Source organism: Agrobacterium sp. El2ro-1b (assembly GCF_048298475.1).
GTDB lineage: Bacteria > Pseudomonadota > Alphaproteobacteria > Rhizobiales > Rhizobiaceae > Agrobacterium > Agrobacterium fabrum.
In genome coordinates this window covers 2,681,748-2,707,969 of record NZ_CP103458.1, presented here as the reverse complement: position 1 = coordinate 2,707,969, position 26,222 = coordinate 2,681,748, and the positions used below count along the sequence as shown (strand labels likewise).

The following is a 26,222-nucleotide window of genomic DNA, read 5'->3' as shown; positions in this document are numbered from 1 at the left end:
GATTTGAAGGGTGTCGGATGAAGAATCGGGATTTCGAGAAAGCGGTGGTCCTTATACCGGCCCGGATGGCATCCACACGCCTTCCAGGCAAGCCGCTCGCGGATATTGGCGGCAAGCCAATGATCGTGCAGGTGGCGTTGCGCGCACGCGAGGCCGGTGCGGAGCGAATCGTTGTCGCAGTCGATGACGAGCAGGTATTTGCAGCCGTTCAAAATGCCGGTTTTGACGTGATGATGACACGCGACGACCACCAGTCCGGCTCGGACCGCATTTTCGAGGCGCTGCAAAAGGCCGACCCCTATGGCAAGGCGGAATACGTCATCAACGTTCAGGGCGATCTGCCGACTATCGAGGCGGAAACCATTCGTGCATCATTGCGCCCGCTTGAGAATGCTGCCGTCGATATTGCGACGCTGACGGTCGAAATCACCGATGAAGAGGAAAAAACCAATCCTAACGTCGTGAAAGTCGTTGGCAGCCCGCTTTCAGAGACACGATTGCGCGCCCTTTATTTCACCCGCACCACCGCGCCTTATGGCGATGGGCCGCTTTATCATCACATCGGGCTTTACACCTATCGCCGCGCCGCACTCGAAACATTCGTGCGCCTGCCGCCCTCGCCTCTGGAATTGCGCGAGCGGCTGGAGCAGCTGCGTGCGCTGGAAGCAGGCATGCGCATCGATGCGGAAATCGTCCGATCCGTTCCGCTTGGCGTCGACACGCCGCACGATCTCGAAAAAGCCCGCAAGATTCTTGCAAGCAGAACCCTCTAAGGGACAGTCCCATGAATTTGATTACAAATCGCATTGCCTTTCAGGGCGAGTTCGGCGCGAATTCCGACATGGCCTGCCGTGACATGTTTCCGGATATGGAGCCATTGCCATGCCCGACATTCGAGGATGCCTTCAACGCCATCGAAAATGGCGAAGCCGATCTCGGCATGATCCCGATTGAAAACACGCTGGCCGGCCGCGTTGCCGATATTCATCACCTGCTGCCCGAATCACGCCTGCACATCATCGGCGAATATTTCATGCCGATCCGTTTCCAGCTGATGGTGGTACCGGGCGTGTCGAAGGATGAGATCCGCACCGTCCACAGCCATATCCATGCACTGGGCCAGTGCCGCAAAATCATCCGTTCGAACGGCTGGAAGCCGGTCATCGCCGGCGACACGGCGGGCTCCGCAAGGCTGGTTTCCGAAATGGGTGACCGCAGCATGGCGGCTCTCGCGCCGCGCCTTGCCGCAGATCTCTACGGTCTCGATATTCTGGCTGAAAATGTCGAGGATTCGGAAAACAACGTTACGCGCTTCGTTGTGCTCTCCCGCGATGAAAACTGGGCCAAGCGTCAGTCGAGCGACGAAATCGTCGTCACGACTTTTGTCTTCAATGTTCGCAACATTCCGGCCGCGCTCTACAAGGCCATGGGCGGTTTTGCCACCAACGGCATCAACATGACGAAGCTCGAAAGCTACCAGCTCGGCGGCAAATTCGTGGCGACGCAGTTTTATGCTGATATTGAAGGCCACCCCGATGACGAACCGGTGCGGCATGCGCTGGACGAGCTGCGCTTTTTCTCGGAAAAAGTCCGCATTCTCGGCGTCTACAAGGGCCATGCGATGCGCGGCAAGCTCAACCAGAGCTGAGCCTGCCGCAACCCCTCACTTGGGCCATTCCACCCAGTCGCGCATCAGCCGATGCGCGATGGCGCCGATCGGCGGGGCTGAAAAACCTTCGCCCGCCGGGGCCTCCAGCATCTTGGCCACGTCTTCCCTGGTGAACCAGCGGCAATCCTCAAGCTCGATCTCGTCGCGCGCAATTTCAAAAGAACGTGCCTCGGCGTAACAGCCTATCATCAGCGTATGCGGCATCGGCCAGGGCTGGGAGGCGTGATACCGCACCCGGCCGATTTCGACGCCGGCTTCCTCATGCGTTTCCCGGCGCACAGCCTGTTCGATCGTCTCGCCCGGCTCCACGAAACCAGCAAGGCAGGAATACATGCCCGGCGCAAAATGCGTGCCGCGACCGAGCAGGCAGAGATCACGCTCGATATCGATCGTCATCATGATGACGACCGGATCGGTCCGCGGAAAAATGGTGTGGTTGCAGGCGGCGCAGATGCGTTTGTAGCCACCGATCCGCAACTCCATGGTCCCGCCGCACTTCCCGCAGAAGCGGTTATCGGCATTCCAGTGGGTGAGGCTGACGGCCTGGGCGACCTCGCTCAGCAATTCCTCGTCGAGCAGATGATCGCGATAAAGCGTGCGGACATCGGCCAGCTTGTAGTGGCTCGCCAGCTGGTCTTCTGCCACCGCAACCGGCACGGCGATCCTCGGTTCGCCGGTTTCGCGATATCCGAGCAGCACAGCATTGTCGAAATCCGGCTGCAACTCGGCCAGCTCATAGGCGGAAAACAGGGGATCGATGACCTGCTCGTCATGTTTCAGAACAAGCCGGTTGCCCGAAAAGGCAAAAATATGAGTGCCATCAACTTTCAGAGCCTCGGCAACACATTCCTCCGTCCGCTTTTCAGCGAAACGGTCGAGAGCATTTTTGGAAAAGGCCGTCAGCAGGCTTGCTTCGGGATGGGGGGCAGTGGTTTCAAAAATTTTCATTGACATCATCAGAGCGCGCCGGAGATTTTTTTCATCAAACTTTCCTTCTCGCCCGCCGCATAAGGCACCGCCGTTCCGTGCCCCCAGATGGGACCGGGCCAGCAGGTGTCGCCTTCATTGCGGGCGATAATATGGACATGCAGCTGCCGGACGATATTGCCCAAGGCACCGACATTTATCTTGGTGGCTCCGGTGATTTCCTTCAAGGCGGATGCGACGAGATTGGTCTCGAATGTCAACACAGCCTGATCGAGCGGGGTGAGATCGAACAATTCGCTAACGCCGTCTCTTTGCGGCACCAGCACCAGCCAGGGCCAGCGATTGTCATTCTGCAAGCGAAGCTCGCAAAGACCTAATCGTGTCACCAGGACGCTGTCGCGCGCCAGTCTCTCGTCCAGCCGGAATGTCTCCAAGGTGTCCTCCATGTTTGTTTTCATCGTGATAGCAGTTTTTTGAAGGCTTGGCTTGCATTTGCTGTCGATATTGCCGATATGTGGCCCCGGGAGGTTGGTGGTGGACGAGCCACTCGCCAACCGGGTCAGGTCCGGAAGGAAGCAGCCCTAACGAGCCAGGCACGGGTCGCCGTGCCAGCCTCCCACCTTTTTTAAAAGACGTGCTCAGCTTTCGCCGGGCCAGTTCCGCGCCCCGAGACAACTGGCAAAACAAACTGGCGAGGCAATGAGCGATACCGTACCCCCCAAATCAAGCGAATCCCAGGTCGGGACCGGCTACCGGGTACTGGCGCGCAAATATCGCCCGAAGGATTTCTCCGATCTGATGGTCGGTCAGGAGCCGATGGTTCGAACGCTGACCAACGCGTTTGAGACCGGACGCATCGCGCAGGCCTATATGCTGACCGGCGTTCGCGGCGTGGGTAAGACGACCACGGCGCGCATCCTCGCGCGTGCATTGAATTGCAAGACCGACACCATCGACAAACCGACCATCGACCTTCGTATTCCCGGCGAACATTGCCAGGCGATCATGGAAGGCCGGCATGTCGACGTCATCGAGATGGACGCCGCCTCCCATACCGGCATCGACGATATTCGTGAGATCATCGAGCAGGTGCGCTATCGCCCGGTCTCCGCGCGCTACAAGGTCTATATCATCGACGAAGTGCACATGCTGTCGACGCAGGCTTTCAACGGTCTTCTGAAGACCCTGGAAGAGCCGCCGGAGCATGTGAAATTCATCTTCGCGACCACCGAAATCCGCAAGGTGCCGATTACCGTTCTGTCGCGCTGCCAGCGTTTCGACCTGCGCCGCATCAGCGCCGCCGATCTTGTCGGCCTGTTCACCTCCATTGCCGGCAAGGAAGGTTTTGAGGCTGAGCCGCAGGCACTGTCGATGATCGCCCGTGCAGCCGAGGGTTCCGCCCGTGACGGTCTTTCCCTGCTCGATCAGGCGATTGCCCATGGCGGCGGCCGTGTGGAGGCCGAGGCGGTGCGCGGCATGCTCGGCCTTGCCGACCGTGCGCGCATTGTCGATCTCTTCCAGCACGTCGTCAAAGGCGATGTGGCGGCTGCCCTTTCGGAATTCAACGGACAATATGAGGCTGGCGCAAACCCGGTTGTCGTTTTGAACGACCTCGCCGATTTCACCCATCTCGTCACCCGCATGAAATACGTTCCCGACGCAGCGGAAGACCCCTCGCTTTCCGAAATCGAGCGCACGCGCGGCGCGGAGTTTGCCGAAACCATCGCGGTGACGGCACTGTCACGCATCTGGCAAATGCTGCTGAAGGGCATTCCGGAAACGGAAAACGCTTCGCGCCCGGCGGGTGCCGCTGAAATGGTGCTGATCCGGCTTTCGCATGCCGCCAACCTGCCGGCACCGGAAGATGCGGCGCGGCGCCTGTTGGAGCTTTCCAGCGCTGACGGCGGTTACGCCAATGGCGGACCTTCCGGCGGCGGCAATGGCGGTGGCGCGCGCGCCTATTCGTCGGCGCAGACCGTGGCAGCGGCAAGACCTGCAGAATTTCCCGCCGCGAGGCAAGCCGGTCCGCAGCCCTCCACCATGCTGCGCGCCGTTCCAGATAGCCGGCCGCAGGAGATGCAGGTAGCCGCCCCGAAAACCGAAGAACGGCCGGAGCCGAAGGTTCCCGTCAATTCGCTGCAGGATATTGCCGATCTCTGCCAGAAAAACCGTGATCCCGTGATGCGGGCGAAGGTGCGCAACTTCGTGCGGCTGGTGCGGCTGGAGCCCGGCCGCCTTGATATGCGCCTCGGCGAAGGCGCCCCCGGCTCGCTGCCCGGTGAGCTTGGCGTCAAGCTGAAGGAATGGACCGGTATCCACTGGATCGTCAGCCTCAGCAAGGAACAGGGCGAGCCGACCTTGGTCGAGGCGGAAGGCAATGCCCGCGATGCCCGCCTGGTCGATGCGCGTCAGGATCCTGATGTTGCCGCGATACTGGCGCAGTTTCCCGGCGCAAAAATCACCGACGTGCGTATTCGCGCGGCGATACAGGATGAGGCGGAGGATATCACCCCGCCATCAGTTGCCGAATCGAGCGAAGGCGACATCCTTCCCGGCGACGACATCGAGTTTTAAACAAGAAGAACAGGAGATTGGCACATGCGCGACATCATGGGTATGATGGGCAAGGTCAAGGAAATGCAGTCCAAGATGGAGAAGGTGCAGCAGGAAATTGCCGCCCTCGAAATCGAAGGCCGGGCCGGTGGCGGTCTCGTAACCGTCATTTTGAACGGCAAGGGCGAAATGCGCGGCCTGAAAATCGATCCTTCGCTCTTCAAGGAAGACGAGGTCGAAATCCTCGAGGATCTGATCGTTGCGGCCCACAAGGACGCCAAGGAAAAGGGTGAAGCGCAGGCCCAGGAAAAGATGGCTGACCTGACCGCAGGTCTGCCGCTACCGCCCGGCATGAAGCTGCCTTTCTGAGATATTCCAACTGAAGAGGATGGCGTTGAGCATTCGCCATCCTCATCTCAGGACACGGCCTTAAGATTCCAGCATCGCACGGAACCGGCTTGCGAGCGGTGTTTCAAGATAGGCCACGCGTTCGGCCTCGTTGAGTTGCATGGGACGGAAGCGCTGCAGGATAGTCGGTATCGGCAGTTTCGTTCCCGGATAAGGTTCGAACATCACCTCCTCACCGGCCGCAAACATTCCACCTTTCAGCACCCGGCAATAAAAACCCGGCTGGCCCGCCCGCCGGAAACGCGGGGCAAAATTGGGATCGCCGATGCGGGCCGACAGCGTGGCGCAGGGGATGCGGGCAGCGGTCACCTCCAGCACGATGTCGTTGGCCGTAAACCTGTCGCCCACATGCAGTTTCGCGCTGTCGACACCGTCAAGCACGAGGTTCTCGCCGAAAAATCCGGGTTCGACCGTAAAACCCAGGGTGCTGGACCAGAAGTCGAGATCGACCGAGCCCATCACGTAAATCGCCTGATCCGGCCCACCATGGTGTTTGCGATTGCAGACGGCATCGCTGACAATGCCTTCCGCGTCGACCATGACCGGGCCGTTCACGGCATGTTTGAAGATGCCCGTCTTCGTCGTCTTTCCCGGCAGGCTTTTTGCCTCGCCCCGACACACCGCCCTGATTTTCATCGACTGCCCTTCAAGCTTCATGATTCCCGTTTCCCGATTTATGCAGTAGAAAGCGCTCATGGCAAAACGAGTCACCGGTCCCGAAATTGAAAAACTGATCCAGCTTCTGGCAAAAGTGCCGGGGCTTGGCCCCCGCTCGGCACGGCGGGCGGCATTGCATCTCATCAGGAAGAAGGAACAGCTTCTCGGGCCGCTCGGCCATGCCATGGGCGAAGCCTATGACAAGGTGAAGATCTGCTCCTGCTGCGGCAATGTCGATACGATCGATCCCTGCACCGTCTGCGCCGATGACCGGCGTGACCAGTCCGTCATCATCGTGGTGGAAGACGTGTCGGATCTCTGGGCGCTGGAGCGGGCGGGCGCGATGAACACCGCCTATCACGTTCTGGGTGGCACGCTGTCGCCGCTCGACGGCGTCGGACCGGAGGACCTGAACATCAAGGGACTGATCGACCGCGTAAGTGCCGGCGGCATTCGCGAGCTCATTATCGCCGTCAATGCGACGGTGGAAGGACAGGCGACTGCCCATTACATCACCGACCGCCTCTCCGGCCTCGGCATCAAGATCACGAGGCTCGCACATGGCGTGCCTGTGGGCGGCGAGCTTGATTATCTCGACGAGGGCACATTGACGGCAGCGCTTCGGGCGCGAACGACGATCTGAAGCCTTCCCTCCCCACAATCCAAGAGGAGACCGAATGCGACACCGATTTGCTACCAAGGCGCTGGCCGCCATTCTTTCCGTTTTTTCAGCAACGACAGTTCTTGCACAGTCGGCCCCAACAGGTGCGGCTGCCGCCAAATATGATGCAGACTTCAATGCCTGGCTGAAAAAGGAAATCTGGCCGGAGGCCCGCAAAGCCGGTATTTCGCAAAAGACGCTGGAAGCCACGCTCAGCGGTCTTTCCATCAGCTGGGACCTGCCCGATCTTGTCATTCCCGGCCAGAAACCGCCGAAGGAACAGAGCCAAAGCCAGGCGGAATTCTCCTCGCCTGGCGCTTATTTCTCCGAAAAGAGGCTGCAGGGGCTTGCCGGCACCGGCCGTTCGCTTGCGGCAACGCATGCGGCGACGCTGCGCAGGATCGAGGCGAAATATGGTGTTCCCGGCGATATCATCATTGCGATCTGGGGCCGCGAATCCGGTTTCGGCCGGGCAAAACTGCCGCATTCGGTGGTCGATGTGCTGGCCACGAAAGCTTATATGTCGACCCGCAAGGAGATGTTCAGAACGGAGTTGATCGATGCGCTGAAGATCGTCGAAAGCGGCGATATAGCGGCTTCACGCATGATGGGCTCCTGGGCCGGCGCGCTTGGCCAGCCGCAATTCATGCCGTCGAGCTATCTGAAATACGCCGTGGATTTCGATGGCGATGGCCACCGCGATATATGGAATTCCGTGCCGGATGCACTGGCATCCATAGCGAACTATCTTTCCCAGCGCGGCTGGCAGCGCAATCGCGACTGGGGCTTCGAAGTCTCCATCCCCCCCAATGTTTCCTGCGCGCAGGAAGGCCCTGATCTGGCCCGGCCAGTGGCCGACTGGGCGAAGATGGGCATTACCCGCATCTCCGGAAAAGCCTTTCCTGCCAATGACCTGACTGCCGACGGCATGATGCTGGTGCCGGCCGGACGGCACGGACCGGAATTCGTGGTGACGCCGAATTTCTACGTCATCAAGGAGTATAATAATTCCGATCTCTACGCCCTCTTCATCGGCAATCTCGCCGACCGCATCGCCCATGGGGCAGGACCGTTCAAGGGGGAATGGGGCAATGTCGGGTCGATGCTGCGCTCTGACGTGCTGGCCATGCAGAAGGCGCTGGTCGCCAAGGGTTACGATGTCGGCAAGGCGGACGGGCTGGCGGGCTTCAAGACGCGCCGCTCACTCGGCGACTGGCAGTCGAAAAACGGCCTCGCGCCGACATGTTTTCCCGATGCGACGCTGAAGACGAAGCTGAAATAATCCGCCTCCGGCCCATTGTATCCTAATGCTGGTCGGTATGTGGCTTGTGGAAGATATCATCGGTCGGCGGAATGGTCTGCCGTTCGATCATCCGATGCACCCGCGGCCGCGTCTTGCCGCGGTGAAGCTCCAGCAGCCGGTCCCAGGCTTCCGCATCCGCCTGGGTGCGGCGGTGGTTGTGACGGACATATTCCACCCATGTCGGCACGTGGTAACTTTCCGTCCAAATGTCGGGGTTTTCGAGATCGCGCATCAGGTTCCAGTTGCGTGCGCCATCGCGCAGACGGATGCGGCGGCGTTCCGCCATCAGCGGCAGGAATTCGCCGAGATCTTCGTCATGGATTTCATAATCGATGAGAATGGCGATTGGGCCGCTGCGCGGCTTGACGTCCAGTCTCAGCGGGGGCTCCACAAAACGGTTGAGCGGATCGAGATTGAGCGACGCGAAGGCCGGCATGGCGAGCTTGAGGCCGACGACAACGCCGAGCAGCATCAGCACGCACGAACAGAGAAGTGAATAGGAAATGCCGTAATCTTCCGCCAGCTCGCCCCACAACCAGCTGCCGACCGCGATGCCGCCGAAGGTCAGCGTCTGATAAAGCGACAGTGCCCGGCCGACCACCCAGCGCGGGGTGGAGAGCTGGACGATGGTGTTGAAAAGCGACAGCGCCAGCACCCAGCAGGCACCGGCAATGGCGAGAACCAGCGAGGTGACGATCGCGCTCGTGCTCACCGCAGTTACGCCGGAGCTGAAAGCGAAGCCGAGAAAGGCGACGCGCACGATCCATTCGCTGGACATGACTTCCCGCAGCCGGGCGCTGATGAGCGCACCGCCAATGGCGCCGACGCCGAAGGCACCGAGCATGACGCCGTAGGTCAGCGGGCCGCCCTCGACCAGATCGCGGGCGACAATCGGCATCAGGGCAAGAATGGCGCTGGCGGAAAGGCCGAAAAGGAAGCCGCGCACCAGCACCTTGCCGATATTGGGCGACATCGCCACATACCGCATGCCGGCCGAGATGGCCGCCAGAAGCTGCTCGCGCGGCAGCGTCGAGGCATATTTGGGCGGTTGCCAGCGAAACAGCGCATAAATCAAAGTGAAATAGCTCAGCGCATTCACGAAAAACGCAGCCGCAGCACCGGCGGCGGCAACGATGATACCGCCGATGGCCGGGCCGACGCTGCGGGTGATGTTGAAGCCGACGCTGTTCAGCGTCACGGCGGCGGGCAAATCCTCACGCGGTACCATTTCGCCGACCGAGGCCTGCCAGGACGGATTGTTGAGCGCCGTGCCGCAACCGATCATGAAGGTGAAGAACAGCAACAGCCAGGGCGTGAGCCAGCCGGACCAGGCAAAGACGGTGAGCATCACGGAGGCCGTCAGCATCAGAAGCTGCGCCGAAATCATAATGCGGCGACGGTCGAAACTATCGGCCAGCGCGCCTGAAATCAGCGAGAACATCATGATCGGCAAAGAGGTGGAGGCCTGCACCAGCGCGATCATGTTTTCCGAACTCGACAGCGAGGTCATCATCCACGCGGCACCCACCGCCTGGATCAATCCGCCGAAATTCGAGGCAAGGCTCGCGATCCAGATTCGTCTGTAAGTCAAATGCCTTAAAGGCGCGAGTGGCGATTTACGGTCAGGCACGATCAGTCCACTTGATGCAACTGCGATTTGTCAAACGGCAACTATAGACAGTGCCGGCGATCATGCCAGCCTTTCCGACACGGTAAGGGTGAAAATGTGGCGGAGGCGGCACCCAAAGCGGAAGAGCCCGGTAAAACCTTGCAATCCTGCCCCGATGGGTCTATATGACCCCTGAAATTCTTGATCGCTTGATGAAGAGTGGGGCCGCAAGGCTCCGCTCTTTTTCGTTAGGCGAACCGGAAACCACGGGCTGAGTGCCCGGTGAAAATCTAAAGACCGGAAGGCCAGATGGCAGACACCGCACACGAACCGCGACTGATAACCGAAACGGGCATTGACCAGCGCATTGCCGAGATCATCGAGCCTGTTCTGACGGGCATGGGATATCTCCTGGTGCGCGTGCGGCTCTCCAACCAGAACGGCATGACGCTGCAGGTGATGGCCGAGCGCGAAGACGGAACGATGAACGTTCAGGACTGTGAAGCCATCTCCATGGCAATTTCACCGGTTCTTGATGTGGAAGATCCGGTCGAGAAAGCGTATCATCTCGAAGTTTCCTCGCCCGGCATTGACCGGCCGATGGTTCGCAAAACGGATTTCACCCGCTGGCAGGGCCATCTGGTGAAGGTCGAGACCTCCATTCTGGTCGAAAACCGCAAGCGGTTTCGCGGCAAGATCGTTGAGGTCGATGCTGACGGTTTCAAGCTGGAACGCGATCAGATTGCCTATGGCGAAGAGCCGACGGTCGTCGTTCCGTTCAATGCGCTTTCCGATGCGAAGCTCATTCTGACGGACGACCTTATTCGTGATGCGCTGCGGGCAGACAAGGCGGCAAAGGCCGCCGCCGCAAACCAAAACGACGAAAACGAAGCAGACGAAGACTAATTCCAACGTAAAGCCCGGAAAACGGGCGATCCCCGCAATTATGCGACTTACGGAGATAAAAAAATGGCAGTGAGTGCTAACCGGCTTGAGCTTCTGCAGATCGCCGATGCTGTGGCGCGCGAAAAGGTCATCGACCGCGAAATCGTGCTTGCCGCAATGGCCGACGCTATCCAGAAAGCTGCCCGCTCGCGCTATGGTTCGGAAACCAACATCCGCGCCGACATCAACTCCAAGACCGGCGAAATCCGCCTGCAGCGTCTTCTGGAAGTGGTCGAGGCGGCTGAAGACTATTCGACCCAGATCCCGCTGGAGCTCGCCCGCGACCGCAACCCCGACGCCAAGCTCGGCGACTTCATCGCCGATCCGCTGCCGCCGATGGATTTCGGCCGTATCGCTGCTCAGTCCGCCAAGCAGGTCATCGTGCAGAAGGTACGTGAAGCCGAGCGCGATCGTCAGTATGACGAGTTCAAGGACCGCATCGGCGAAATCGTCAACGGCACCGTGAAGCGCGTCGAATATGGCAATGTCATCGTCGATCTCGGCCGTGGCGAAGGCATCATCCGTCGCGACGAGATGATCCCGCGCGAAAACATGCGTTATGGCGACCGCGTTCGCGCCTATGTCTACGACGTTCGCCGCGAACAGCGCGGCCCGCAGATTTTCCTGTCGCGTACCCATCCGCAGTTCATGGTGAAGCTGTTCACCATGGAAGTCCCTGAGATCTACGACGGCATCATCCAGATCAAGTCGGTTGCCCGTGACCCCGGTTCGCGCGCCAAAATCGCCGTCATCTCGAACGATAGCTCGATCGATCCGGTCGGCGCTTGCGTCGGTATGCGCGGTTCGCGCGTCCAGGCCGTTGTCGGCGAACTCCAGGGCGAGAAGATCGACATCATTCCGTGGAGCCAGGAACCGGCTTCCTTCATCGTCAACGCCCTGCAGCCGGCGGAAGTCGCCAAGGTCGTTCTGGATGAAGAATCCGAGCGTATCGAAGTGGTTGTTCCCGACGAGCAGCTGTCGCTCGCCATTGGCCGCCGCGGTCAGAACGTGCGTCTGGCATCGCAGCTGACCGGCTGGGATATCGACATCATGACCGAGCAGGAAGAATCCGAGCGTCGCCAGAAGGAATTCAACGAGCGCACGGCACTCTTCATGGAAGCGCTGGATGTCGACGAAATGGTCGGCCAGGTTCTGGCTTCGGAAGGGTTCGCACAGGTTGAAGAACTGGCCTATGTCGATCTTGACGAAATTACCTCGATCGATGGCTTCGACGAAGACACTGCCGATGAAATCCAGACCCGCGCCCGCGAATATCTGGAACGCCTGGAAGCCGAAATGGACGCCAAGCGCAAGGAACTCGGCGTTACCGACGAGCTGCGCCAGATCGATGGCCTGACCTCGCAGATGATGGTCGCGCTCGGTGAAGACGGCATCAAGACCATCGAGGACTTTGCCGGCTGCGCAGCGGACGATCTGGTCGGCTGGAGTGAGCGCAAGGACGGCGAGACGAAGAAGTTCGAAGGCATCTTCTCCAAGCTCGATGTTTCGCGCGTCGAAGCCGAGAACATGGTGGTGCAGGCCCGTCTTCTGGCAGGCTGGATCACCGCTGAAGAGCTTGCTTCCGAACAGGAAGTCGAGGCGGAAGCTGCCGAGGAGGCGGATACCGCCGAACAGGAATGACATCGCAGGCGCATGAGCCGGACGATCTGCCCGAGACTGACGATGACGGGCGGATCAAGGGCGACGTTAATGGACGTATGTGCATTGTGACACGGCAGAGCGGATCGCCAGATGAGTTGATCCGCTTCGTTGCAGGCCCGGACGGCAGCGTCGTTCCGGATTTGAAACGCCAATTGCCGGGGCGCGGCTGCTGGGTGACACCCGAGCGCGCCCTGATCGAAAAGGCCATCGCGAAGAAGCTCTTCGCGCGGGCTCTCAAACGTGACGTCAAGGCCGGACCCGAGCTTCTCGCTCTTCTCGACCGGCTGATGGCGCAGCAGCTTGCAGGAATGATGAACATGGCGCGCAAGGCGGGCCAGTTCATCAGCGGCGCGACGAAGGTCGATGCAGCCGTCCGGTCCGGGAACGCGATCGCCGTGTTCCACGCGACCGATGCTGCGGCCGACGGTGTTAGAAAACTGGACCAGGCCCGCAAGGCCTGGGCGCTCGGCAGCGATGCCGGCAATGAAATTCCGTCCTTCCGGCTCTCTAGCGAAGCCGAAATGGACGAGTTGATGGGCCAGAATGCTTTTATCCATGCCTGCGCGCTTGCAGGGCAGGCGGGTGAGGGTGTAGTGAAGCGCGCAACGATGCTTGAGCAGTACCGCCTTGGCGGTCGATCTCAGGCGGAACGCGACGCTGCCCGGACAGAACAATGACGCGGTTAACCGACATCAACGGTCGCCGCGTTCCGATGCAGCAATTGAACGACGAGACCTGATGGACGTCATCCGGTTCTCGTCCGAAGGAACGGGAACGGAATGACGGACAACAACGACGACAAGACACTCAATGCGCCGGCCAAGAAGACTCTTACCCTGAAACCGGGCGGGATGAATCAGGGCACCGTGCGGCAGGATATGGGTCGAGGTCGCACCAACGCGGTTGTCGTGGAAACACGCAAGCGCCGCCCCCATCGACCTGAAGACGAGAAGCCGGTTCAGCCTGTTGTGGCAGCACCGAAGCCTGCCGCCCCTGCCCCGGTGGCGGCGCGTCCGCAGGCTCCGCAGCCGCGTATTCACCAGCCAGGCGGCCAGCAGCAGCGTCCGGGTTCCTCCCAGTCGCAGCAACGCTCCGGCTCGTCCGCGCCCCAGCAGCGCCAGGCCGACCGTCCGCGTGGCAATGTTCTGCATGATCTTTCGGCAGGCGAAATGGAAGCCCGTCGCCGCGCGCTGATGGAAGCGCAGGCTCGCGACGTGGTTGAAGCCAAGCAGCGCGCCGAAGATGAAGCCCGCCGCAAGGTCGAGGAAGAACAGCGTATCGCCGCCGAAAAAGTGGAAGCAGCAAACCGCGCCGCCGAAGAGGCTGCGGCTGCCAAGGTGGCTGCAAGCCAGCCTGCCGCTGAAGTAAGAGCCGAGCCTGCCAGCGAAAGGCCGGCTGCGGCCGCCGCGCCGGCGCCTCGCACTGACGCCCGCCCGCAGTCTGCGGCCGCCGCTCCCCGTTCCGCTCCCGCCACACCCGACGCTGCCGCTCCGCGCGGACGCCGTACCGGTGGTGACGATGAGGACGATCGTGGTGCCGTGCGTCGCGGCAGCAGCCTTCCGGCCCGCGGCAAGGTCGTGGCTCCGGCTCCGGCCAAGCCCGCTGCTCGTCTCAAGACGGAAGAAGAACGCCGTCGTGGCAAGCTGACAGTCACATCCAATCTGGAGGAAGACGGCACGCCGCGCGGCCGCTCCATGGCATCCATGCGCCGCCGGCAGGAGAAATTCCGCCGCAGCCAGATGCAGGAAACCCGCGAAAAGGTTTTGCGCGAGGTCATCCTGCCGGAAACCATCACCATTCAGGAATTGTCGCAGCGTATGTCCGAACGGGCAGTTGACGTCATCAAGTTCCTGATGAAGGAAGGCCAGATGTTGAAGCCGGGCGACGTGATCGACGCCGATCTGGCCGAACTGATCGCGGTCGAATTCGGCCACACCGTCAAGCGCGTGTCGGAATCCGACGTCGAAGAAGGCATCTTCAACCAGACGGACGATGAAGGCGAGATGGTTTCCCGTCCGCCGGTCGTCACCATCATGGGTCACGTCGACCACGGCAAGACCTCGCTGCTCGACGCCATCCGTCAGGCAAATGTGGTTTCCGGTGAAGCCGGTGGTATCACCCAGCATATCGGCGCCTATCAGGTCGAGAAGAACGGTCACAAGATCACCTTCATCGACACGCCCGGCCACGCCGCCTTTACGGCCATGCGTGCCCGTGGTGCACAGGCAACCGACATTGCCGTTCTGGTTGTTGCCGCAGACGACAGCGTGATGCCGCAGACGATCGAGTCGATCAATCACGCCAAGGCGGCCGGTGTTCCGATCGTCGTTGCGATCAACAAGATCGACAAGCACGAGGCAAACCCGGACAAGGTTCGCCAGCAGCTGCTGCAGCACGAAGTGTTCGTGGAATCGATGGGTGGTGAAGTTCTTGACGTCGAAGTGTCGGCCAAGAACAAGCTCAATCTCGACAAGCTGCTCGAGGCGATCCTGCTTCAGGCCGAAATCCTCGATCTGAAGGCAGATCCGAGCCGCACGGCGGAAGGCACGGTCATCGAGGCCGAGCTGGACCGTGGACGTGGCGCCGTCGCCACCGTTCTCGTACAGAAGGGTACACTGAAGCCCGGCCAGATCATCGTCGCCGGCGACCAGTGGGGCCGTGTGCGCGCGCTCGTCAACGACAAGGGCGACCACGTCAAGGAAGCCGGTCCGGCCATGCCGGTCGAAATTCTCGGCCTTTCCGGCACGCCCTCAGCCGGTGACCGTTTTGCGGTCGTCGAAAACGAAAGCCGCGCCCGCGAGATTTCCGAGTATCGCCAGCGTCTGGCCCGCGACAAGGCTGTCGCCCGTCAGACCGGCCAGCGCGGCTCGCTCGAACAGATGATGAGCCAGTTGCAGACTTCGGGATTGAAGGAATTCCCGCTGGTCATCAAGGCGGACGTGCAGGGTTCGGTCGAAGCCATTATCGCTTCGCTCGACAAGCTCGGCACAGACGAAGTCCGCGCTCGTGTCGTTCACTCTGGTGCTGGTGCCATCACGGAATCGGATATCTCGCTTGCCGAGGCATCGAACGCCGCGATCATCGGCTTCAACGTACGCGCCAACGCACAGGCACGTACGGCGTCCGAACGCGCCGGTATCGAAATCCGCTACTACAACATCATCTACGATCTGGTGGATGACGTGAAGGCGGCGATGTCGGGTCTTCTTTCGCCGGAACGTCGCGAGACCTTCCTCGGCAATGCCGAAATTCTCGAGGTGTTCAATATCACCAAGGTCGGCAAGGTCGCGGGTTGCCGCGTCGTCGAGGGCAAGGTGGAACGTGGTGCGGGTGTGCGTCTGGTGCGCGACAACGTCGTCATCCACGAAGGCAAGCTCAAGACCCTCAAGCGCTTCAAGGACGAAGTCAACGAAGTGCCGGTCGGTCAGGAGTGCGGTATGGCCTTCGAAAACTACGAAGACATCCGCGCCGGCGACACCATCGAGTGCTTCCGCGTCGAACACATCACGAGAACGCTCTAAGCGTTCTCGCCGCAAAACAGGAATTTACTGTCGGGCGCCGGCTTACCGGCGCTCGCTCCGTTTGAGGCATTACCCATGGCAAAAGCTACATCATCGGCCCCTTCGCAACGCATGCTGCGTGTTGGCGAACAGGTGCGCGCCGCCCTTACCCAAATTCTCCAGCGCGGCGAAGTCCGCGACGATCTGATCGAAGGCACCGTCATTTCCATCTCGGAAGTGCGCATGTCGCCCGATCTCAAGATCGCGACAGCTTACGTGACGCCGCTTGGCGTTGCCGATCACACCGACATCATCAGCGCACTGAACCGCCACGCAAAATTCATGCGCGGCCGCCTCGGCCCGCAGCTTCGGCAGATGAAATACATGCCGGAACTGCGTTTCCGCGACGATACGAGTTTCGACAATTACCAGAAGATCGACGCGCTCCTGCGTTCGCCCGAAGTTCAGCGCGATCTCGGTCCTTCAAACGAAAAAGACGACGAACAGAACTGAAGCATGTCCAAACCACGCAAACAGCAGCACCGCAAACCCAAGGGCCGTCCGATTTCGGGCTGGCTCATCCTCGACAAGCCGCTCGATTTCGGCTCCACAGAGGCCGTTTCCAAGATCAAATGGCTGTTCAACGCCCAGAAGGCGGGCCACGCCGGTACGCTTGATCCGCTCGCTTCCGGCATGCTGCCGATCGCGCTCGGTGACGCCACCAAGACCGTGCCCTACGTCATGGACGGCCGGAAGATCTACGAATTTACCGTGACCTGGGGCGAACAGCGCGCGACCGACGATCTCGAGGGTGAGGTGGTCGAATCCTCTGACCAGCGCCCGGAAGAGCAGGCGATCCGCGATATTCTGCCCAATTATACCGGCGTGATCATGCAGACCCCGCCGCAGTTTTCCGCCATCAAAATTGCTGGCGAGCGCGCCTATGATCTGGCGCGTGACGGCGAGACGGTGGAAATTCCTGCACGCGAAGTAGAAATCCATCGCCTGACGCTGCTGGCCTGCCCGGACGCCGATACCGCGCATTTCGAAGTGGAATGTGGCAAGGGCACCTACGTGCGGGCGCTGGCCCGCGACATGGGCCGCGATCTCGGCTGTTTCGGCCATATCTCGGAACTGCGCCGCACCATGGTCGCCCCCTTCGGCGAAGACATGATGGTGCCGCTCGAAACGCTGACGGCGCTGGAAGCGATAGAAGATCGTGACGAACGGCTGGAAGCACTGGATGCCTTCCTGATCGATACCGCCGAGGCGCTGTCCTCCCTTCCCCGCCTCATCATCAACGATGATCAGGCGCACAGGCTTAAGATGGGCAACCCCATCCTGCTGCGCGGGCGCGATGCGCCAGCCAATCACCCGGAAGCCTATGCCACCGCGCAAGGCAAACTGGTCGCCATAGGCGAGATCGGCGAAGGCGAGTTCAGGCCAAAGCGGGTTTTTGGCTAACCATACGGCTCGGAGGCGCTGTCAATCGCCTCTTTCAATTGCACCCGGAATAGTTTATAGGCAGCGCCAGCTTGGGCTTTGCCTGTGCTGCTGAATGGCCAGAGCTGGACGACATCCCGGCTCTAGGCGTCCCCGTTTTTCCTTAAAACAAGAAAGGATCGTACGATGTCGATTACTGCAGAGCGCAAAGCCGCCCTCATCACGGAATATGCCACCAAGGCAGGCGACACCGGTTCTCCGGAAGTTCAGGTCGCAATCCTGACCGAGCGGATCAACAACCTGACCGGTCACTTCAAGGACCACAAGAAGGACAACCACTCCCGTCGTGGCCTTCTGACGCTCGTTTCGAGCCGCCGTTCGCTTCTCGACTATCTGAAGAAGAAGGACGAAGCCCGTTACACCAAGCTGATCGGTGCTCTCGGCATTCGCCGCTAAAATCTTATCCGGCGGGTTTCACAACGATACCCGCCGGTTTTTATATCGGGCCTTTTGAAGGCCACATGAATTTCCGGGCGTCTGCCGCAGATGTGGCCCCGGACCGATAAGGTAGACCCGGATGGGCCGGTGTCGCCTTTTCAACCGCAGACCTGTCATGGGGCAGGATTGCAGGATGCTTGATCTTGAAAGCCTCCCGCTGTCTTGCCCGTGATTGCGTCATTCGTTGCCCCTTTTGGGTGGCACGCACAAACAAGGACAAGATATGTTCAATAAACACTCCGTGGAAATCGAATGGGCAGGCCGCCCGCTGAAGCTCGAGACCGGCAAGGTTGCCCGTCAGGCTGACGGCGCCGTCATCGCAACCTACGGCGAGACGATGGTTCTCGCGACCGTGGTTTCCGCAAAGTCTCCGAAGCCCGGCCAGGACTTCTTCCCGCTGACCGTCAACTATCAGGAAAAGACCTACGCAGCCGGCAAGATCCCCGGTGGTTACTTCAAGCGCGAAGGTCGTCCGTCGGAAAAGGAAACCCTCGTTTCCCGCCTGATCGACCGTCCGATCCGCCCGCTTTTCCCTGAAGGCTACAAGAACGACACGCAGGTTGTCGTCACCGTCATCCAGCACGATCTGGAAAATGATCCGGACGTTCTGTCGATGGTTGCCGCATCCGCTGCGCTTACACTGTCTGGCATTCCTTTCATGGGTCCTGTTGGCGGCGCGCGCGTTGGCTACATCAACGGCGAATACGTTCTGAACCCGCATCTCGACGAGATGGATGAATCGGTTCTGGATCTGGTTGTTGCCGGCACGCAGGACGCCGTCCTGATGGTGGAATCGGAAGCCAAGGAACTCAACGAAGAGATCATGCTCGGCGCCGTCATGTTCGGCCACAAGGGCTTCCAGCCGGTCATCGACGCGATCATCAAGCTCGCTGAAGTTGCCGCCAAGGAGCCACGCGAATTCGAGCCGGAAGATTTCTCCGCACTCGAAAACGAAATGCTCGGCCTTGCCGAAACCGAACTGCGCACCGCCTACAAGATCACCGAAAAGGCTGCCCGTTACGCTGCCGTCGACGCCGTCAAGGCGAAGGTCAAGGCACACTTCCTCCCGGAAGAAGGCGAAGCCAAGTATACACCGGAAGAAATCGGCGCTGTCTTCAAGCACCTCCAGGCCAAGATCGTTCGCTGGAACGTTCTCGACACCAAGAGCCGCATCGACGGCCGCGACCTGTCGACCGTTCGCCCGATCGTTTCCGAAGTCGGCATCCTGCCGCGCACCCACGGTTCGGCGCTGTTCACTCGTGGTGAGACCCAGGCGATCGTTGTTGCGACGCTCGGCACCGGCGAAGACGAACAGTATGTCGATAGCCTGACCGGCATGTACAAGGAACGCTTCCTGCTGCATTACAACTTCCCGCCCTACTCGGTGGGCGAAACAGGCCGCATGGGCTCCCCGGGCCGTCGCGAAATCGGTCACGGCAAGCTCGCATGGCGCGCTATCCGTCCGATGCTGCCGACTGCGGAACAGTTCCCCTACACGCTGCGCGTCGTTTCCGAAATCACCGAGTCCAACGGCTCCTCGTCGATGGCAACGGTTTGCGGCACCTCGCTTGCTCTGATGGACGCTGGCGTTCCGCTCGCTAAGCCGGTTGCCGGTATCGCCATGGGCCTGATCCTCGAAGGCGAGCGCTTTGCAGTTCTCTCCGACATCCTCGGTGACGAAGATCACCTCGGCGACATGGACTTCAAGGTCGCAGGTACGGCCGACGGCATCACCTCGCTGCAGATGGATATCAAGATCGCCGGCATCACCGAAGAGATCATGAAGATCGCTCTGGAGCAGGCACAGGGTGGCCGCAAACACATCCTCGGCGAAATGGCCAACGCCATCACCGAGAGCCGCGGCCAGCTCGGTGAATTTGCACCGCGCATCGAAGTGATGAACATTCCGGTCGAGAAGATCCGTGAAGTCATCGGTTCGGGCGGCAAGGTCATCCGCGAAATCGTCGAAAAGACCGGCGCCAAGATCAACATCGAAGACGACGGCACCGTCAAGATCGCTTCTGCTTCCGGCAAGGAAATCGAAGCGGCCCGCAAGTGGATCCACTCGATCGTTGCGGAACCGGAAGTCGGCCAGATCTACGAAGGTACTGTTGTCAAGACCGCTGACTTCGGCGCTTTCGTCAACTTCTTCGGCGCTCGTGACGGCCTCGTCCACATCTCGCAGCTCGCTTCCGAGCGCGTTGCCAAGACCTCCGACGTCGTCAAGGAAGGCGACAAGGTCTGGGTCAAGCTGATGGGCTTCGATGAGCGCGGCAAGGTTCGCCTGTCCATGAAGGTTGTCGACCAGGCAACCGGCAAGGAAGTCGCTGCCGACAAGAAAGACGGCGAAGCCGCTGCCGAATAAGGCTGCGTCGCCAGACCCTATCGAGGCGCGGGTTCTGCCCGCGCCTTTTTTTCGTTTTGTTATCGTTTGCCTTTTCGGGAAAACCGGTTTCCACTTTTCCCTGACAAACTCCATCCTACCTTGAGGACGCTCCAATGAGCCGTGACGCCGTGAAAACCCTTTTCCATCCCTTTGCCTCGGACATGCTTGCCATGCCGAAAGAAGGCGAACGCGTTCTGTTTCTGGGAGCGGAAGCCGGCCCACGGCTGGATGGCTTCGATGCGGAGATCGTCGCGGTTCAGCATCTTCGCCCGCTCTATCGCGCTCTTGAGGTCCAGGGCACCGGGGTCGCCCCAGACGTTTCGGGCGAAGACTACGATGCGGCGTTGCTGCTTTGCGGCAAGCACCGTGGCGAGAACGAAAACCGTGTCGCAGAAGCGCTTTCGCGGGTTAAGGCCGGCGGTTTGATCGTCGCGGCCGGATCGAAGGAAGATGGCATCGTGACGCTGCGCAAGACGCTGGCGAAGCTCGGCATCGACTCGGAATCGACACCGAAATATCACGGCGTCGCAATCTGGTTCAAACGACCGGAGGATGTGTCCGCCGCCGTCTCCAAGCTTGCCCAGAAGGCCGCCACGGTCGAGGGCCGCTTTACCGCTCTGCCCGGCATGTTCTCCCATGATCGCGTGGATGACGGTTCGGAACTTCTCGCATCGCGCCTGCCGACCGACTTTGACGGCAATGCCGCCGATTTTGGTGCTGGCTGGGGTTATCTCTCCATCATGCTGGCGGAAAAATCGCCGCGCACCGCCCGTATCGATCTTTTCGAAGCGGACTGGCATGCGCTTGAGTTCGCCAAGACCAATCTTCTCGAAAACAATCCGCGCCTGACGGCGCGCTTCTTCTGGCAGGATCTGGCAAACGAGCCGCCGAAGGAAAAATACGACCTCATCATCATGAACCCGCCTTTCCATGCGGCCGGACAGGCAGCGGAACCGGCGCTTGGCCAGGCCTTCATCAAAGCTGCGGCCGGCGCGTTGCGCAGCGGCGGCAAGCTGCTGATGGTGGCCAATCGCGGTCTGCCCTACGAACCGGTTCTGGCGGCGGAATTCCGCACGACCGCCGAAGTGTGCCGCAACGCCCGTTTCAAGATCCTGAGCGCCCAGAAGTAATCTGGATCAGCTCAGCAGCCAGGCCCATAGCGATACGGACAGAACGCCGGTCGCTGTGGAAATGCTGATGGTGGAGGCCGCAACACTGTGGCCGATACCGAAGCGGTTGGCGATCAGCCAGGCATTGACGCCCGTCGGGACCGACGAGGTGAGCACGAGCGCCGCCGTCCATTCGTGGCTGAGGCCAAGCGCATGGCCCATGGCCCATACGCAGGCAGGCAGAAGCAGCAGCTTGAAAACGGTCATGGTGACGGCAATGCCCATATTGCCGCGAATGGTGTATTTCGTCAGCGCCATGCCGAGCGAGATAAGAGCCGCCGGCCCCGCCATCGAGGCAATCTGATCGACCACGGTTTTCAAAATGGGTGTCAGCGCGACGCCGGAAACATTGGTCGAGAGCCCGATGGCAAGTCCGATCACCAGCGGATTGGTGATGAGGTTGCGGCCCACCTGTTTGAAGACCGCAGCCATGCCACGCTTTTCGCCACCCACCGCCTTGTGTGTGGCATTTTCCATCAGGATGGTGCCGGCGATCATCATGACTGGCAAATGGATGGCGAGCAGGATGGAGAGAGCCACCAGCCCTTCATCCCCCACCGAACGCCCGACCAGCGGCAGACCGATGAAGATATTATTCGCGAAAGCCGAGGAAATGCCGGCGATGACGGCGATTCGCACATCCTGCTTGAAGACATAACGGGTGACGATATGCCCGACCGTCCAGGTGACGGCCACGCCGGCGAAATAGGTGATCCAAAGGCGGAAGGGCGATGCCCCGTGAAAATTCGCCTCCGCCAGCGTGCGGAAGATCAATGTCGGCACCGCGATCTTGAACACGAAGTCGCTCAGGATATCGCCGGCATCCGCCCTGAACAGGCCAGCCTTGACGGTCAGCCAGCCGATCAGGATAAGAATGAAAATCGGGGCGACATTCGCGGCAACGGCAGACATGGAGGGAAAGCTTTCGCGGCTTTTGCGGGAGATACTCCGCTTTAGAGCCTTTTGCGCGGGAATGGAATCGCGAATACGCTTTCACTCTTTGTTTTCATCAAATGAGGCGTGCCGCAGGGAAGGAACTTTGAGAGCCATGGGCAGAACCGCCGCTCACCGCCCACGCGATGCCGCAAGCTGGAACGTCCCCCAAAAAAGAAAAAGCGGGGTCACCCCCGCCTTTTATGTCCGTTAAGCGCCGCCAGTACATCCGTGGCGGAGATAACGGTTGAGCCCGAAGACCTGATGTCTTCGATTACAGTGTGTAATCACCCACCGTTTGCTCTGAAAGCAGAGATAGCTCAACTACATTACAGACAAATGACGCGCCTTAGCTCTTTTGGGCGAACCGCATATTTTCTCTTTGGGCTTTTCTTGCAGCCAGAAATGTTTAAGACCATTCAAAAAAGCACACCCCGTGCGAACCGGATAGGGCCTATGACGAAATTCGACGTACTGACTGTCGGCAACGCCATCGTCGACATCATCTCCCGCTGCGATGATCGCTTCCTCAACGACAATGCCATCACCAAGGGTGCGATGAACCTGATCGACGCGGAGCGCGCCGAACTGCTTTATTCGCTGATGGGACCGGCACTCGAAGCCTCCGGCGGCAGCGCGGGCAACACGGCGGCGGGCGTTGCGAATTTCGGCGGCAAAGCCGCTTATTTCGGCAAGGTGGCCGAAGACCAGCTCGGTGAAATCTTCCAGCACGATATCCGCGCCCAGGGCGTCTATTTCGAAACCAAGCCGGAAGGCACATTCCCACCGACCGCGCGTTCGATGATCTTCGTGACCGAAGACGGCGAACGCTCGATGAATACCTATCTCGGCGCCTGCGTCGATCTCGGCCCGGAAGATGTGGAAGACGACGTCGTGGCTGAGACCAAGGTCACCTATTTCGAAGGTTACCTGTGGGATCCGCCGCGCGCCAAGGATGCCATTCGCGAATGCGCCCGCATTGCCCATGAAAACGGCCGCGAAGTCTCCATGACGCTCTCCGACAGCTTCTGCGTCGGCCGCTACCGCGACGAGTTTCTGGACCTGATGCGGTCCGGCACGGTGGACATCGTCTTCGCCAACAAGCAGGAAGCGCTTTCGCTTTACGAAACCGAGGATTTCGAACTGGCGCTGACGAAAATCGCCGCCGATTGCAAGATCGCCGCGGTGACTATGAGCGAAGAAGGCGCCGTTATCCTGCGCGGCACTGAGCGCGTGAAGGTGGAAGCCTATCCCGTGCATGACGTGGTCGATACGACCGGTGCGGGCGACCTTTTCGCCGCAGGTTTCCTGTTCGGCTATACGCAGGACCGTTCGCTTGAAGATTGCGGCAAGCTTGGCTGCCTTGCGGCTGCCGCCGTCATTCAGCAGGTTGGACCTCGTCCCATGTCATCCCTGAAGGCGCTGGGCGAAAAGCACGGCCTTATTTAAAGGCTTCGCCAGGGTAAGCGCCCCAGATTTCCCCCTGCGATACCCAGCCCGAGGCCTGACCGGCCTCGGCACGGCACCAGTCACCATTACATTCGCCGATCCGGAAGACGACGCCCGGCTCCAGCCGGGCGGTCACGGCAGCGCCAGACTGTGCCTCACGGCGCATGTTCACATAGACTTCCTTGCCCTTGCCGCGCATCCACGGGGCGGCGACAGCCGTGCGTTCGCCTGATAGCAGCGCCTGATTGACCCAGCCTTCCGTGCCGTCGGCATCGCGGATGCGTCGCCAGTTTTCATATTCCTGGATGATTTCCACCGGCATTCCCGATTTCAGATACATCCAAGACACGGCATAATCCGTGCTGGGGCCGATGCGCATGTTGACGCGCTTGGATTTCAGGCTGACGAAACGCGGCAGCGGCAGGCCGCTTGCGCCCTTGGCCGCACCCTGCGCCATGGCTTCTCCCGCCGCACCGAGGATGCCGAGAGACAATGCAATGCAAACGATAGAAACCACACTGCGCATGCCCATTTCCGTTTCCCGCCTTCTGCAAACCGGATGATATTCGAGGGGGCGCGTTTCCACATGCCTCAAGCCACGGCGAGTTTTATTTGTCTTCGCCGGTGGGTCTGGTAGAAACGCCCTGATTGAAAGAAATTATCGCTCTTTCTGGTTAATGACTTCTGAACAAGGCAGCGGCAAACGATGACCCACAAGAAGAGACCGACAGTCTATATCACCCGCAAATTGCCTGACGTCGTCGAGACCAGAATGCGCGAACTCTTCGATGCGGAACTCAATATCGACGACAGCCCACGCAGTGAGGAAGAGCTTGTCGCCGCCATGCAGCGTATGGACGTGCTGGTGCCGACCGTGACCGACCGCGTCACCGCTGCGATGATCGAGAAAGCCGGACCGCAGTTGAAGCTGATCGCCAGCTTCTCGAATGGCATCGACCATGTGGATGTCGATGCCGCCGCCCGCAAAGGCATCACCGTCACCAATACGCCGAATGTGCTGACCGAGGACAGCGCCGATATCACCATGGCGCTGGTGCTGGCCGTGCCGCGCCGCATGATCGAGGGAACGCGCGTGCTCGCCAATGGCGCCGATGAATGGCTGGGCTGGTCTCCGACCTGGATGCTCGGACGCCGCATTTCCGGCAAGCGGATCGGCATTGTCGGCATGGGCCGCATCGGTACCGCGGTTGCCCGGCGCGCCAAGGCCTTCGGGCTTTCCATCCATTACCACAACCGCAAGCGCGTCAATCCGGCGACAGAGGCGGAGCTTGAGGCCACCTACTGGGACAGTCTCGACCAGATGCTGGCGCGGGTGGATATCGTATCGGTCAATTGCCCTTCGACGCCAGCGACCTATCACCTGATCTCGGCACGGCGGCTGGCCCTGATGCAGCCGACCAGCTACATCGTCAACACAGCGCGCGGCGATATCATCGACGAGGCGGCGATGATCCAGTGCCTGCGCGAGGGCAAGATCGCCGGCGCCGGTCTTGATGTCTATGAGAATGAGCCGCAGGTGAACCCCAAACTCATCAAGCTCGCCAAGGAAGGCAAGGTCGTGCTGCTGCCGCATATGGGCTCGGCAACGATCGAAGGCCGCATCGAAATGGGCGACAAGGTCATCATCAATATCCGCACATTGTTCGACGGGCACCGCCCACCGAACCGGGTGCTGCCGGGGCGGAACTAAGCCGGCTTAGCCAAGCATCTTTCGATGCAACACAGGGAGTGAGAGTTCAATGGGAATACAGGCAAAGTTTTTGTTGCTGATCTCCGTTCTGCTCGTGCTGGTCGGCAGCCCGGCCCGGGCTCAACCGCCTTCACCGGAAGAGACCGCCGAACTCTATTACCGCGCGTGGCTGAATTTTGATCGCGCCAGCATGGTCCGCCTGGACAAAGAGTGGGGATCGTCTGGCGGCGGGCAGCGCTATACCGATATGGAACTGGTTGCAGACCCGATCGCATGGCAACGTAAATACAAGGGCATGCATTCCCCCAAGGGGACAACGAGCGAACAATCGGACCAGTTCGCAAAGCTGTGGGTGGCGAGTACTGCGCGGGCGCTCTGCAAGGCGGAGCCTGCACATGTCGGCTCGCAAACGCCTGCCGGTGTTTTTGTCGCGCGTATAAAAATGAACTGCTCTCTGCCGGATGTCGGGCCAGCCTTCCAGCGGCTGAAGGCCGCCACAAATGCCGATGAGATTGGTGACAGAACCCGTATGCCTTCCGTAAAACTCATGAAACAAATGGTGGAAGCGACGAGGACGGCTCCGCTGACCCACAAGGTCACGACGGAAGTTCAGCTCGTCAGCGGGCCGGACAAGAGCATCTGGCGAGTGGGAACGGCAGAAGTCCGACCGCAGACCGGTATTGACCGCGTGTCTTCCGTCTTCCTCTCCCAGATGGTGCAATCCGGCCTTTTGCAATAG

24 protein-coding genes and 1 other RNA gene are annotated in these 26,222 nt (G+C 60.2%); 19 read left to right on the top strand and 6 right to left on the bottom strand.

All coding sequences use genetic code 11. The annotated features are described in order from the left end of the window. Nucleotides 1-17: 17 nt before the first annotated feature. Nucleotides 18-773 (top strand): 3-deoxy-manno-octulosonate cytidylyltransferase, encoded by a 756-nt coding sequence (locus NYR50_RS13195; protein ID WP_418136234.1) that lies wholly within the window; start codon nucleotides 18-20, stop codon nucleotides 771-773. Nucleotides 774-784: 11 nt separating this feature from the next. After that, entirely contained in the window at nucleotides 785-1,648 is an 864-nt protein-coding gene (locus tag NYR50_RS13190) for a prephenate dehydratase (RefSeq protein ID WP_174006283.1), read from the top strand. Nucleotides 1,649-1,663: 15 nt separating this feature from the next. Here the strand turns inward: NYR50_RS13190 and nudC are convergent, their stop codons facing one another. Together nudC and NYR50_RS13180 are read right to left on the bottom strand one after the other, a co-directional pair. Then, entirely contained in the window at nucleotides 1,664-2,623 is a 960-nt protein-coding gene (gene nudC / locus NYR50_RS13185; protein WP_418137304.1) for an NAD(+) diphosphatase, read from the bottom strand. A 2-nt stretch (nucleotides 2,624-2,625) separates the two neighbouring features. After that, nucleotides 2,626-3,054: an HIT domain-containing protein gene (locus tag NYR50_RS13180; protein WP_006309922.1), complete on the bottom strand. Its 429-nt coding sequence runs from the start codon at nucleotides 3,052-3,054 to the stop codon at nucleotides 2,626-2,628. Between the two features lie 65 nt (nucleotides 3,055-3,119). Between NYR50_RS13180 and ffs the strand changes: the two genes are divergently transcribed. The 3 genes from ffs to NYR50_RS13165 all read left to right on the top strand — a co-directional run bounded on the left by ffs (nucleotide 3,120) and on the right by NYR50_RS13165 (nucleotide 5,518). Next, an RNA gene (ffs, locus tag NYR50_RS13175) (signal recognition particle sRNA small type) lies at nucleotides 3,120-3,216 on the top strand. Between the two features lie 79 nt (nucleotides 3,217-3,295). Next, nucleotides 3,296-5,170: a DNA polymerase III subunit gamma/tau gene (locus tag NYR50_RS13170; RefSeq protein WP_418136233.1), complete on the top strand. Its 1,875-nt coding sequence runs from the start codon at nucleotides 3,296-3,298 to the stop codon at nucleotides 5,168-5,170. Between the two features lie 24 nt (nucleotides 5,171-5,194). Beyond that, a complete protein-coding gene (locus NYR50_RS13165) occupies nucleotides 5,195-5,518 on the top strand; it encodes a YbaB/EbfC family nucleoid-associated protein (protein ID WP_006309920.1) in 324 nt (107 codons plus the stop codon). A 60-nt stretch (nucleotides 5,519-5,578) separates the two neighbouring features. Here the strand turns inward: NYR50_RS13165 and NYR50_RS13160 are convergent, their stop codons facing one another. Further along, nucleotides 5,579-6,214, bottom strand: coding sequence for an MOSC domain-containing protein (locus NYR50_RS13160; RefSeq protein ID WP_162688011.1), 636 nt, complete (start codon nucleotides 6,212-6,214; stop codon nucleotides 5,579-5,581). A 37-nt stretch (nucleotides 6,215-6,251) separates the two neighbouring features. On the opposite strand from NYR50_RS13160, the gene recR reads away from it, so the two are divergent. Next, nucleotides 6,252-6,857 (top strand): recombination mediator RecR, encoded by a 606-nt coding sequence (gene recR, locus NYR50_RS13155; protein ID WP_418136232.1) that lies wholly within the window; start codon nucleotides 6,252-6,254, stop codon nucleotides 6,855-6,857. 34 nt (nucleotides 6,858-6,891) lie between these two features. Then, nucleotides 6,892-8,157: a lytic murein transglycosylase gene (locus NYR50_RS13150; protein WP_111805887.1), complete on the top strand. Its 1,266-nt coding sequence runs from the start codon at nucleotides 6,892-6,894 to the stop codon at nucleotides 8,155-8,157. A gap of 22 nt (nucleotides 8,158-8,179) precedes the next feature. Here NYR50_RS13150 and NYR50_RS13145 read toward each other — a convergent pair whose 3' ends face one another. Further along, entirely contained in the window at nucleotides 8,180-9,808 is a 1,629-nt protein-coding gene (locus NYR50_RS13145) for an MFS transporter (protein WP_111805889.1), read from the bottom strand. Between the two features lie 288 nt (nucleotides 9,809-10,096). Here NYR50_RS13145 and rimP point away from each other — a divergent pair, with 288 nt between their 5' ends. The 9 genes from rimP (at nucleotide 10,097) to NYR50_RS13100 (ending at nucleotide 21,351) form a co-directional block, all read left to right on the top strand. Next, nucleotides 10,097-10,693: a ribosome maturation factor RimP gene (gene rimP / locus NYR50_RS13140; protein ID WP_111805891.1), complete on the top strand. Its 597-nt coding sequence runs from the start codon at nucleotides 10,097-10,099 to the stop codon at nucleotides 10,691-10,693. 63 nt (nucleotides 10,694-10,756) lie between these two features. Continuing rightward, entirely contained in the window at nucleotides 10,757-12,373 is a 1,617-nt protein-coding gene (gene nusA / locus NYR50_RS13135; RefSeq protein ID WP_006309913.1) for a transcription termination factor NusA, read from the top strand. Next, entirely contained in the window at nucleotides 12,370-13,071 is a 702-nt protein-coding gene (locus NYR50_RS13130) for an RNA-binding protein (RefSeq protein ID WP_006309912.1), read from the top strand. Before nusA ends, NYR50_RS13130 begins: the two co-directional genes overlap by 4 nt. Nucleotides 13,072-13,173: 102 nt before the next feature. After that, the gene (gene infB / locus NYR50_RS13125; protein WP_006309911.1) at nucleotides 13,174-15,915 is read left to right on the top strand and encodes a translation initiation factor IF-2; all 2,742 of its coding nucleotides are present in this window, start codon (nucleotides 13,174-13,176) and stop codon (nucleotides 15,913-15,915) included. Nucleotides 15,916-15,990: 75 nt separating this feature from the next. After that, entirely contained in the window at nucleotides 15,991-16,407 is a 417-nt protein-coding gene (rbfA, locus tag NYR50_RS13120) for a 30S ribosome-binding factor RbfA (protein WP_006309910.1), read from the top strand. Nucleotides 16,408-16,410: 3 nt separating this feature from the next. After that, nucleotides 16,411-17,358 (top strand): tRNA pseudouridine(55) synthase TruB, encoded by a 948-nt coding sequence (gene truB, locus NYR50_RS13115; RefSeq protein WP_006309909.1) that lies wholly within the window; start codon nucleotides 16,411-16,413, stop codon nucleotides 17,356-17,358. A 165-nt stretch (nucleotides 17,359-17,523) separates the two neighbouring features. Further along, the gene (gene rpsO, locus NYR50_RS13110) at nucleotides 17,524-17,793 is read left to right on the top strand and encodes a 30S ribosomal protein S15 (RefSeq protein WP_006309908.1); all 270 of its coding nucleotides are present in this window, start codon (nucleotides 17,524-17,526) and stop codon (nucleotides 17,791-17,793) included. Nucleotides 17,794-18,058: 265 nt separating this feature from the next. Beyond that, complete coding sequence (pnp, locus tag NYR50_RS13105) at nucleotides 18,059-20,200, top strand: polyribonucleotide nucleotidyltransferase (RefSeq protein WP_418136231.1); 2,142 nt, start codon at nucleotides 18,059-18,061, stop codon at nucleotides 20,198-20,200. Between the two features lie 134 nt (nucleotides 20,201-20,334). Further along, on the top strand, nucleotides 20,335-21,351 hold the full coding sequence (locus tag NYR50_RS13100) for a class I SAM-dependent methyltransferase (RefSeq protein ID WP_418136230.1): 1,017 nt from the start codon (nucleotides 20,335-20,337) through the stop codon (nucleotides 21,349-21,351). 6 nt (nucleotides 21,352-21,357) lie between these two features. Here NYR50_RS13100 and NYR50_RS13095 read toward each other — a convergent pair whose 3' ends face one another. Continuing rightward, nucleotides 21,358-22,302 (bottom strand): AEC family transporter, encoded by a 945-nt coding sequence (locus tag NYR50_RS13095; RefSeq protein WP_418136229.1) that lies wholly within the window; start codon nucleotides 22,300-22,302, stop codon nucleotides 21,358-21,360. A 477-nt stretch (nucleotides 22,303-22,779) separates the two neighbouring features. Here NYR50_RS13095 and NYR50_RS13090 point away from each other — a divergent pair, with 477 nt between their 5' ends. Then, nucleotides 22,780-23,772 carry an adenosine kinase gene (locus NYR50_RS13090; protein ID WP_006309903.1) on the top strand — a complete coding sequence of 331 codons (993 nt, stop codon included), beginning with the start codon at nucleotides 22,780-22,782 and terminating at the stop codon, nucleotides 23,770-23,772. Here the strand turns inward: NYR50_RS13090 and NYR50_RS13085 are convergent. Beyond that, complete coding sequence (locus tag NYR50_RS13085; RefSeq protein WP_418136228.1) at nucleotides 23,765-24,298, bottom strand: SH3 domain-containing protein; 534 nt, start codon at nucleotides 24,296-24,298, stop codon at nucleotides 23,765-23,767. The two genes, NYR50_RS13090 and NYR50_RS13085, sit on opposite strands and share 8 nt — an antisense overlap. 180 nt (nucleotides 24,299-24,478) lie before the next feature. Between NYR50_RS13085 and NYR50_RS13080 the strand changes: the two genes are divergently transcribed. Further along, nucleotides 24,479-25,483: a 2-hydroxyacid dehydrogenase gene (locus tag NYR50_RS13080; RefSeq protein WP_418136227.1), complete on the top strand. Its 1,005-nt coding sequence runs from the start codon at nucleotides 24,479-24,481 to the stop codon at nucleotides 25,481-25,483. Between the two features lie 49 nt (nucleotides 25,484-25,532). Continuing rightward, a complete protein-coding gene (locus NYR50_RS13075; RefSeq protein ID WP_418136226.1) occupies nucleotides 25,533-26,222 on the top strand; it encodes a hypothetical protein in 690 nt (229 codons plus the stop codon).

Excerpts from the sequence above, each read along its gene's own strand:
- NYR50_RS13195 (WP_418136234.1), top strand. The coding sequence starts at position 18 with ATGAAGAATCGGGATTTCGAGAAAGCGGTGGTCCTTATACCGGCCCGG.
- NYR50_RS13190 (WP_174006283.1), top strand. The coding sequence starts at position 785 with ATGAATTTGATTACAAATCGCATTGCCTTTCAGGGCGAGTTCGGCGCG.
- nudC (WP_418137304.1), bottom strand. The coding sequence starts at position 2,623 with ATGTCAATGAAAATTTTTGAAACCACTGCCCCCCATCCCGAAGCAAGC.
- NYR50_RS13180 (WP_006309922.1), bottom strand. The coding sequence starts at position 3,054 with ATGAAAACAAACATGGAGGACACCTTGGAGACATTCCGGCTGGACGAG.
- NYR50_RS13170 (WP_418136233.1), top strand. The coding sequence starts at position 3,296 with ATGAGCGATACCGTACCCCCCAAATCAAGCGAATCCCAGGTCGGGACC.
- NYR50_RS13165 (WP_006309920.1), top strand. The coding sequence starts at position 5,195 with ATGCGCGACATCATGGGTATGATGGGCAAGGTCAAGGAAATGCAGTCC.
- NYR50_RS13160 (WP_162688011.1), bottom strand. The coding sequence starts at position 6,214 with ATGAAGCTTGAAGGGCAGTCGATGAAAATCAGGGCGGTGTGTCGGGGC.
- recR (WP_418136232.1), top strand. The coding sequence starts at position 6,252 with ATGGCAAAACGAGTCACCGGTCCCGAAATTGAAAAACTGATCCAGCTT.
- NYR50_RS13150 (WP_111805887.1), top strand. The coding sequence starts at position 6,892 with ATGCGACACCGATTTGCTACCAAGGCGCTGGCCGCCATTCTTTCCGTT.
- rimP (WP_111805891.1), top strand. The coding sequence starts at position 10,097 with ATGGCAGACACCGCACACGAACCGCGACTGATAACCGAAACGGGCATT.
- nusA (WP_006309913.1), top strand. The coding sequence starts at position 10,757 with ATGGCAGTGAGTGCTAACCGGCTTGAGCTTCTGCAGATCGCCGATGCT.
- NYR50_RS13130 (WP_006309912.1), top strand. The coding sequence starts at position 12,370 with ATGACATCGCAGGCGCATGAGCCGGACGATCTGCCCGAGACTGACGAT.
- infB (WP_006309911.1), top strand. The coding sequence starts at position 13,174 with ATGACGGACAACAACGACGACAAGACACTCAATGCGCCGGCCAAGAAG.
- rbfA (WP_006309910.1), top strand. The coding sequence starts at position 15,991 with ATGGCAAAAGCTACATCATCGGCCCCTTCGCAACGCATGCTGCGTGTT.
- truB (WP_006309909.1), top strand. The coding sequence starts at position 16,411 with ATGTCCAAACCACGCAAACAGCAGCACCGCAAACCCAAGGGCCGTCCG.
- rpsO (WP_006309908.1), top strand. The coding sequence starts at position 17,524 with ATGTCGATTACTGCAGAGCGCAAAGCCGCCCTCATCACGGAATATGCC.
- pnp (WP_418136231.1), top strand. The coding sequence starts at position 18,059 with ATGTTCAATAAACACTCCGTGGAAATCGAATGGGCAGGCCGCCCGCTG.
- NYR50_RS13100 (WP_418136230.1), top strand. The coding sequence starts at position 20,335 with ATGAGCCGTGACGCCGTGAAAACCCTTTTCCATCCCTTTGCCTCGGAC.
- NYR50_RS13095 (WP_418136229.1), bottom strand. The coding sequence starts at position 22,302 with ATGTCTGCCGTTGCCGCGAATGTCGCCCCGATTTTCATTCTTATCCTG.
- NYR50_RS13090 (WP_006309903.1), top strand. The coding sequence starts at position 22,780 with ATGACGAAATTCGACGTACTGACTGTCGGCAACGCCATCGTCGACATC.
- NYR50_RS13085 (WP_418136228.1), bottom strand. The coding sequence starts at position 24,298 with ATGCGCAGTGTGGTTTCTATCGTTTGCATTGCATTGTCTCTCGGCATC.
- NYR50_RS13080 (WP_418136227.1), top strand. The coding sequence starts at position 24,479 with ATGACCCACAAGAAGAGACCGACAGTCTATATCACCCGCAAATTGCCT.
- NYR50_RS13075 (WP_418136226.1), top strand. The coding sequence starts at position 25,533 with ATGGGAATACAGGCAAAGTTTTTGTTGCTGATCTCCGTTCTGCTCGTG.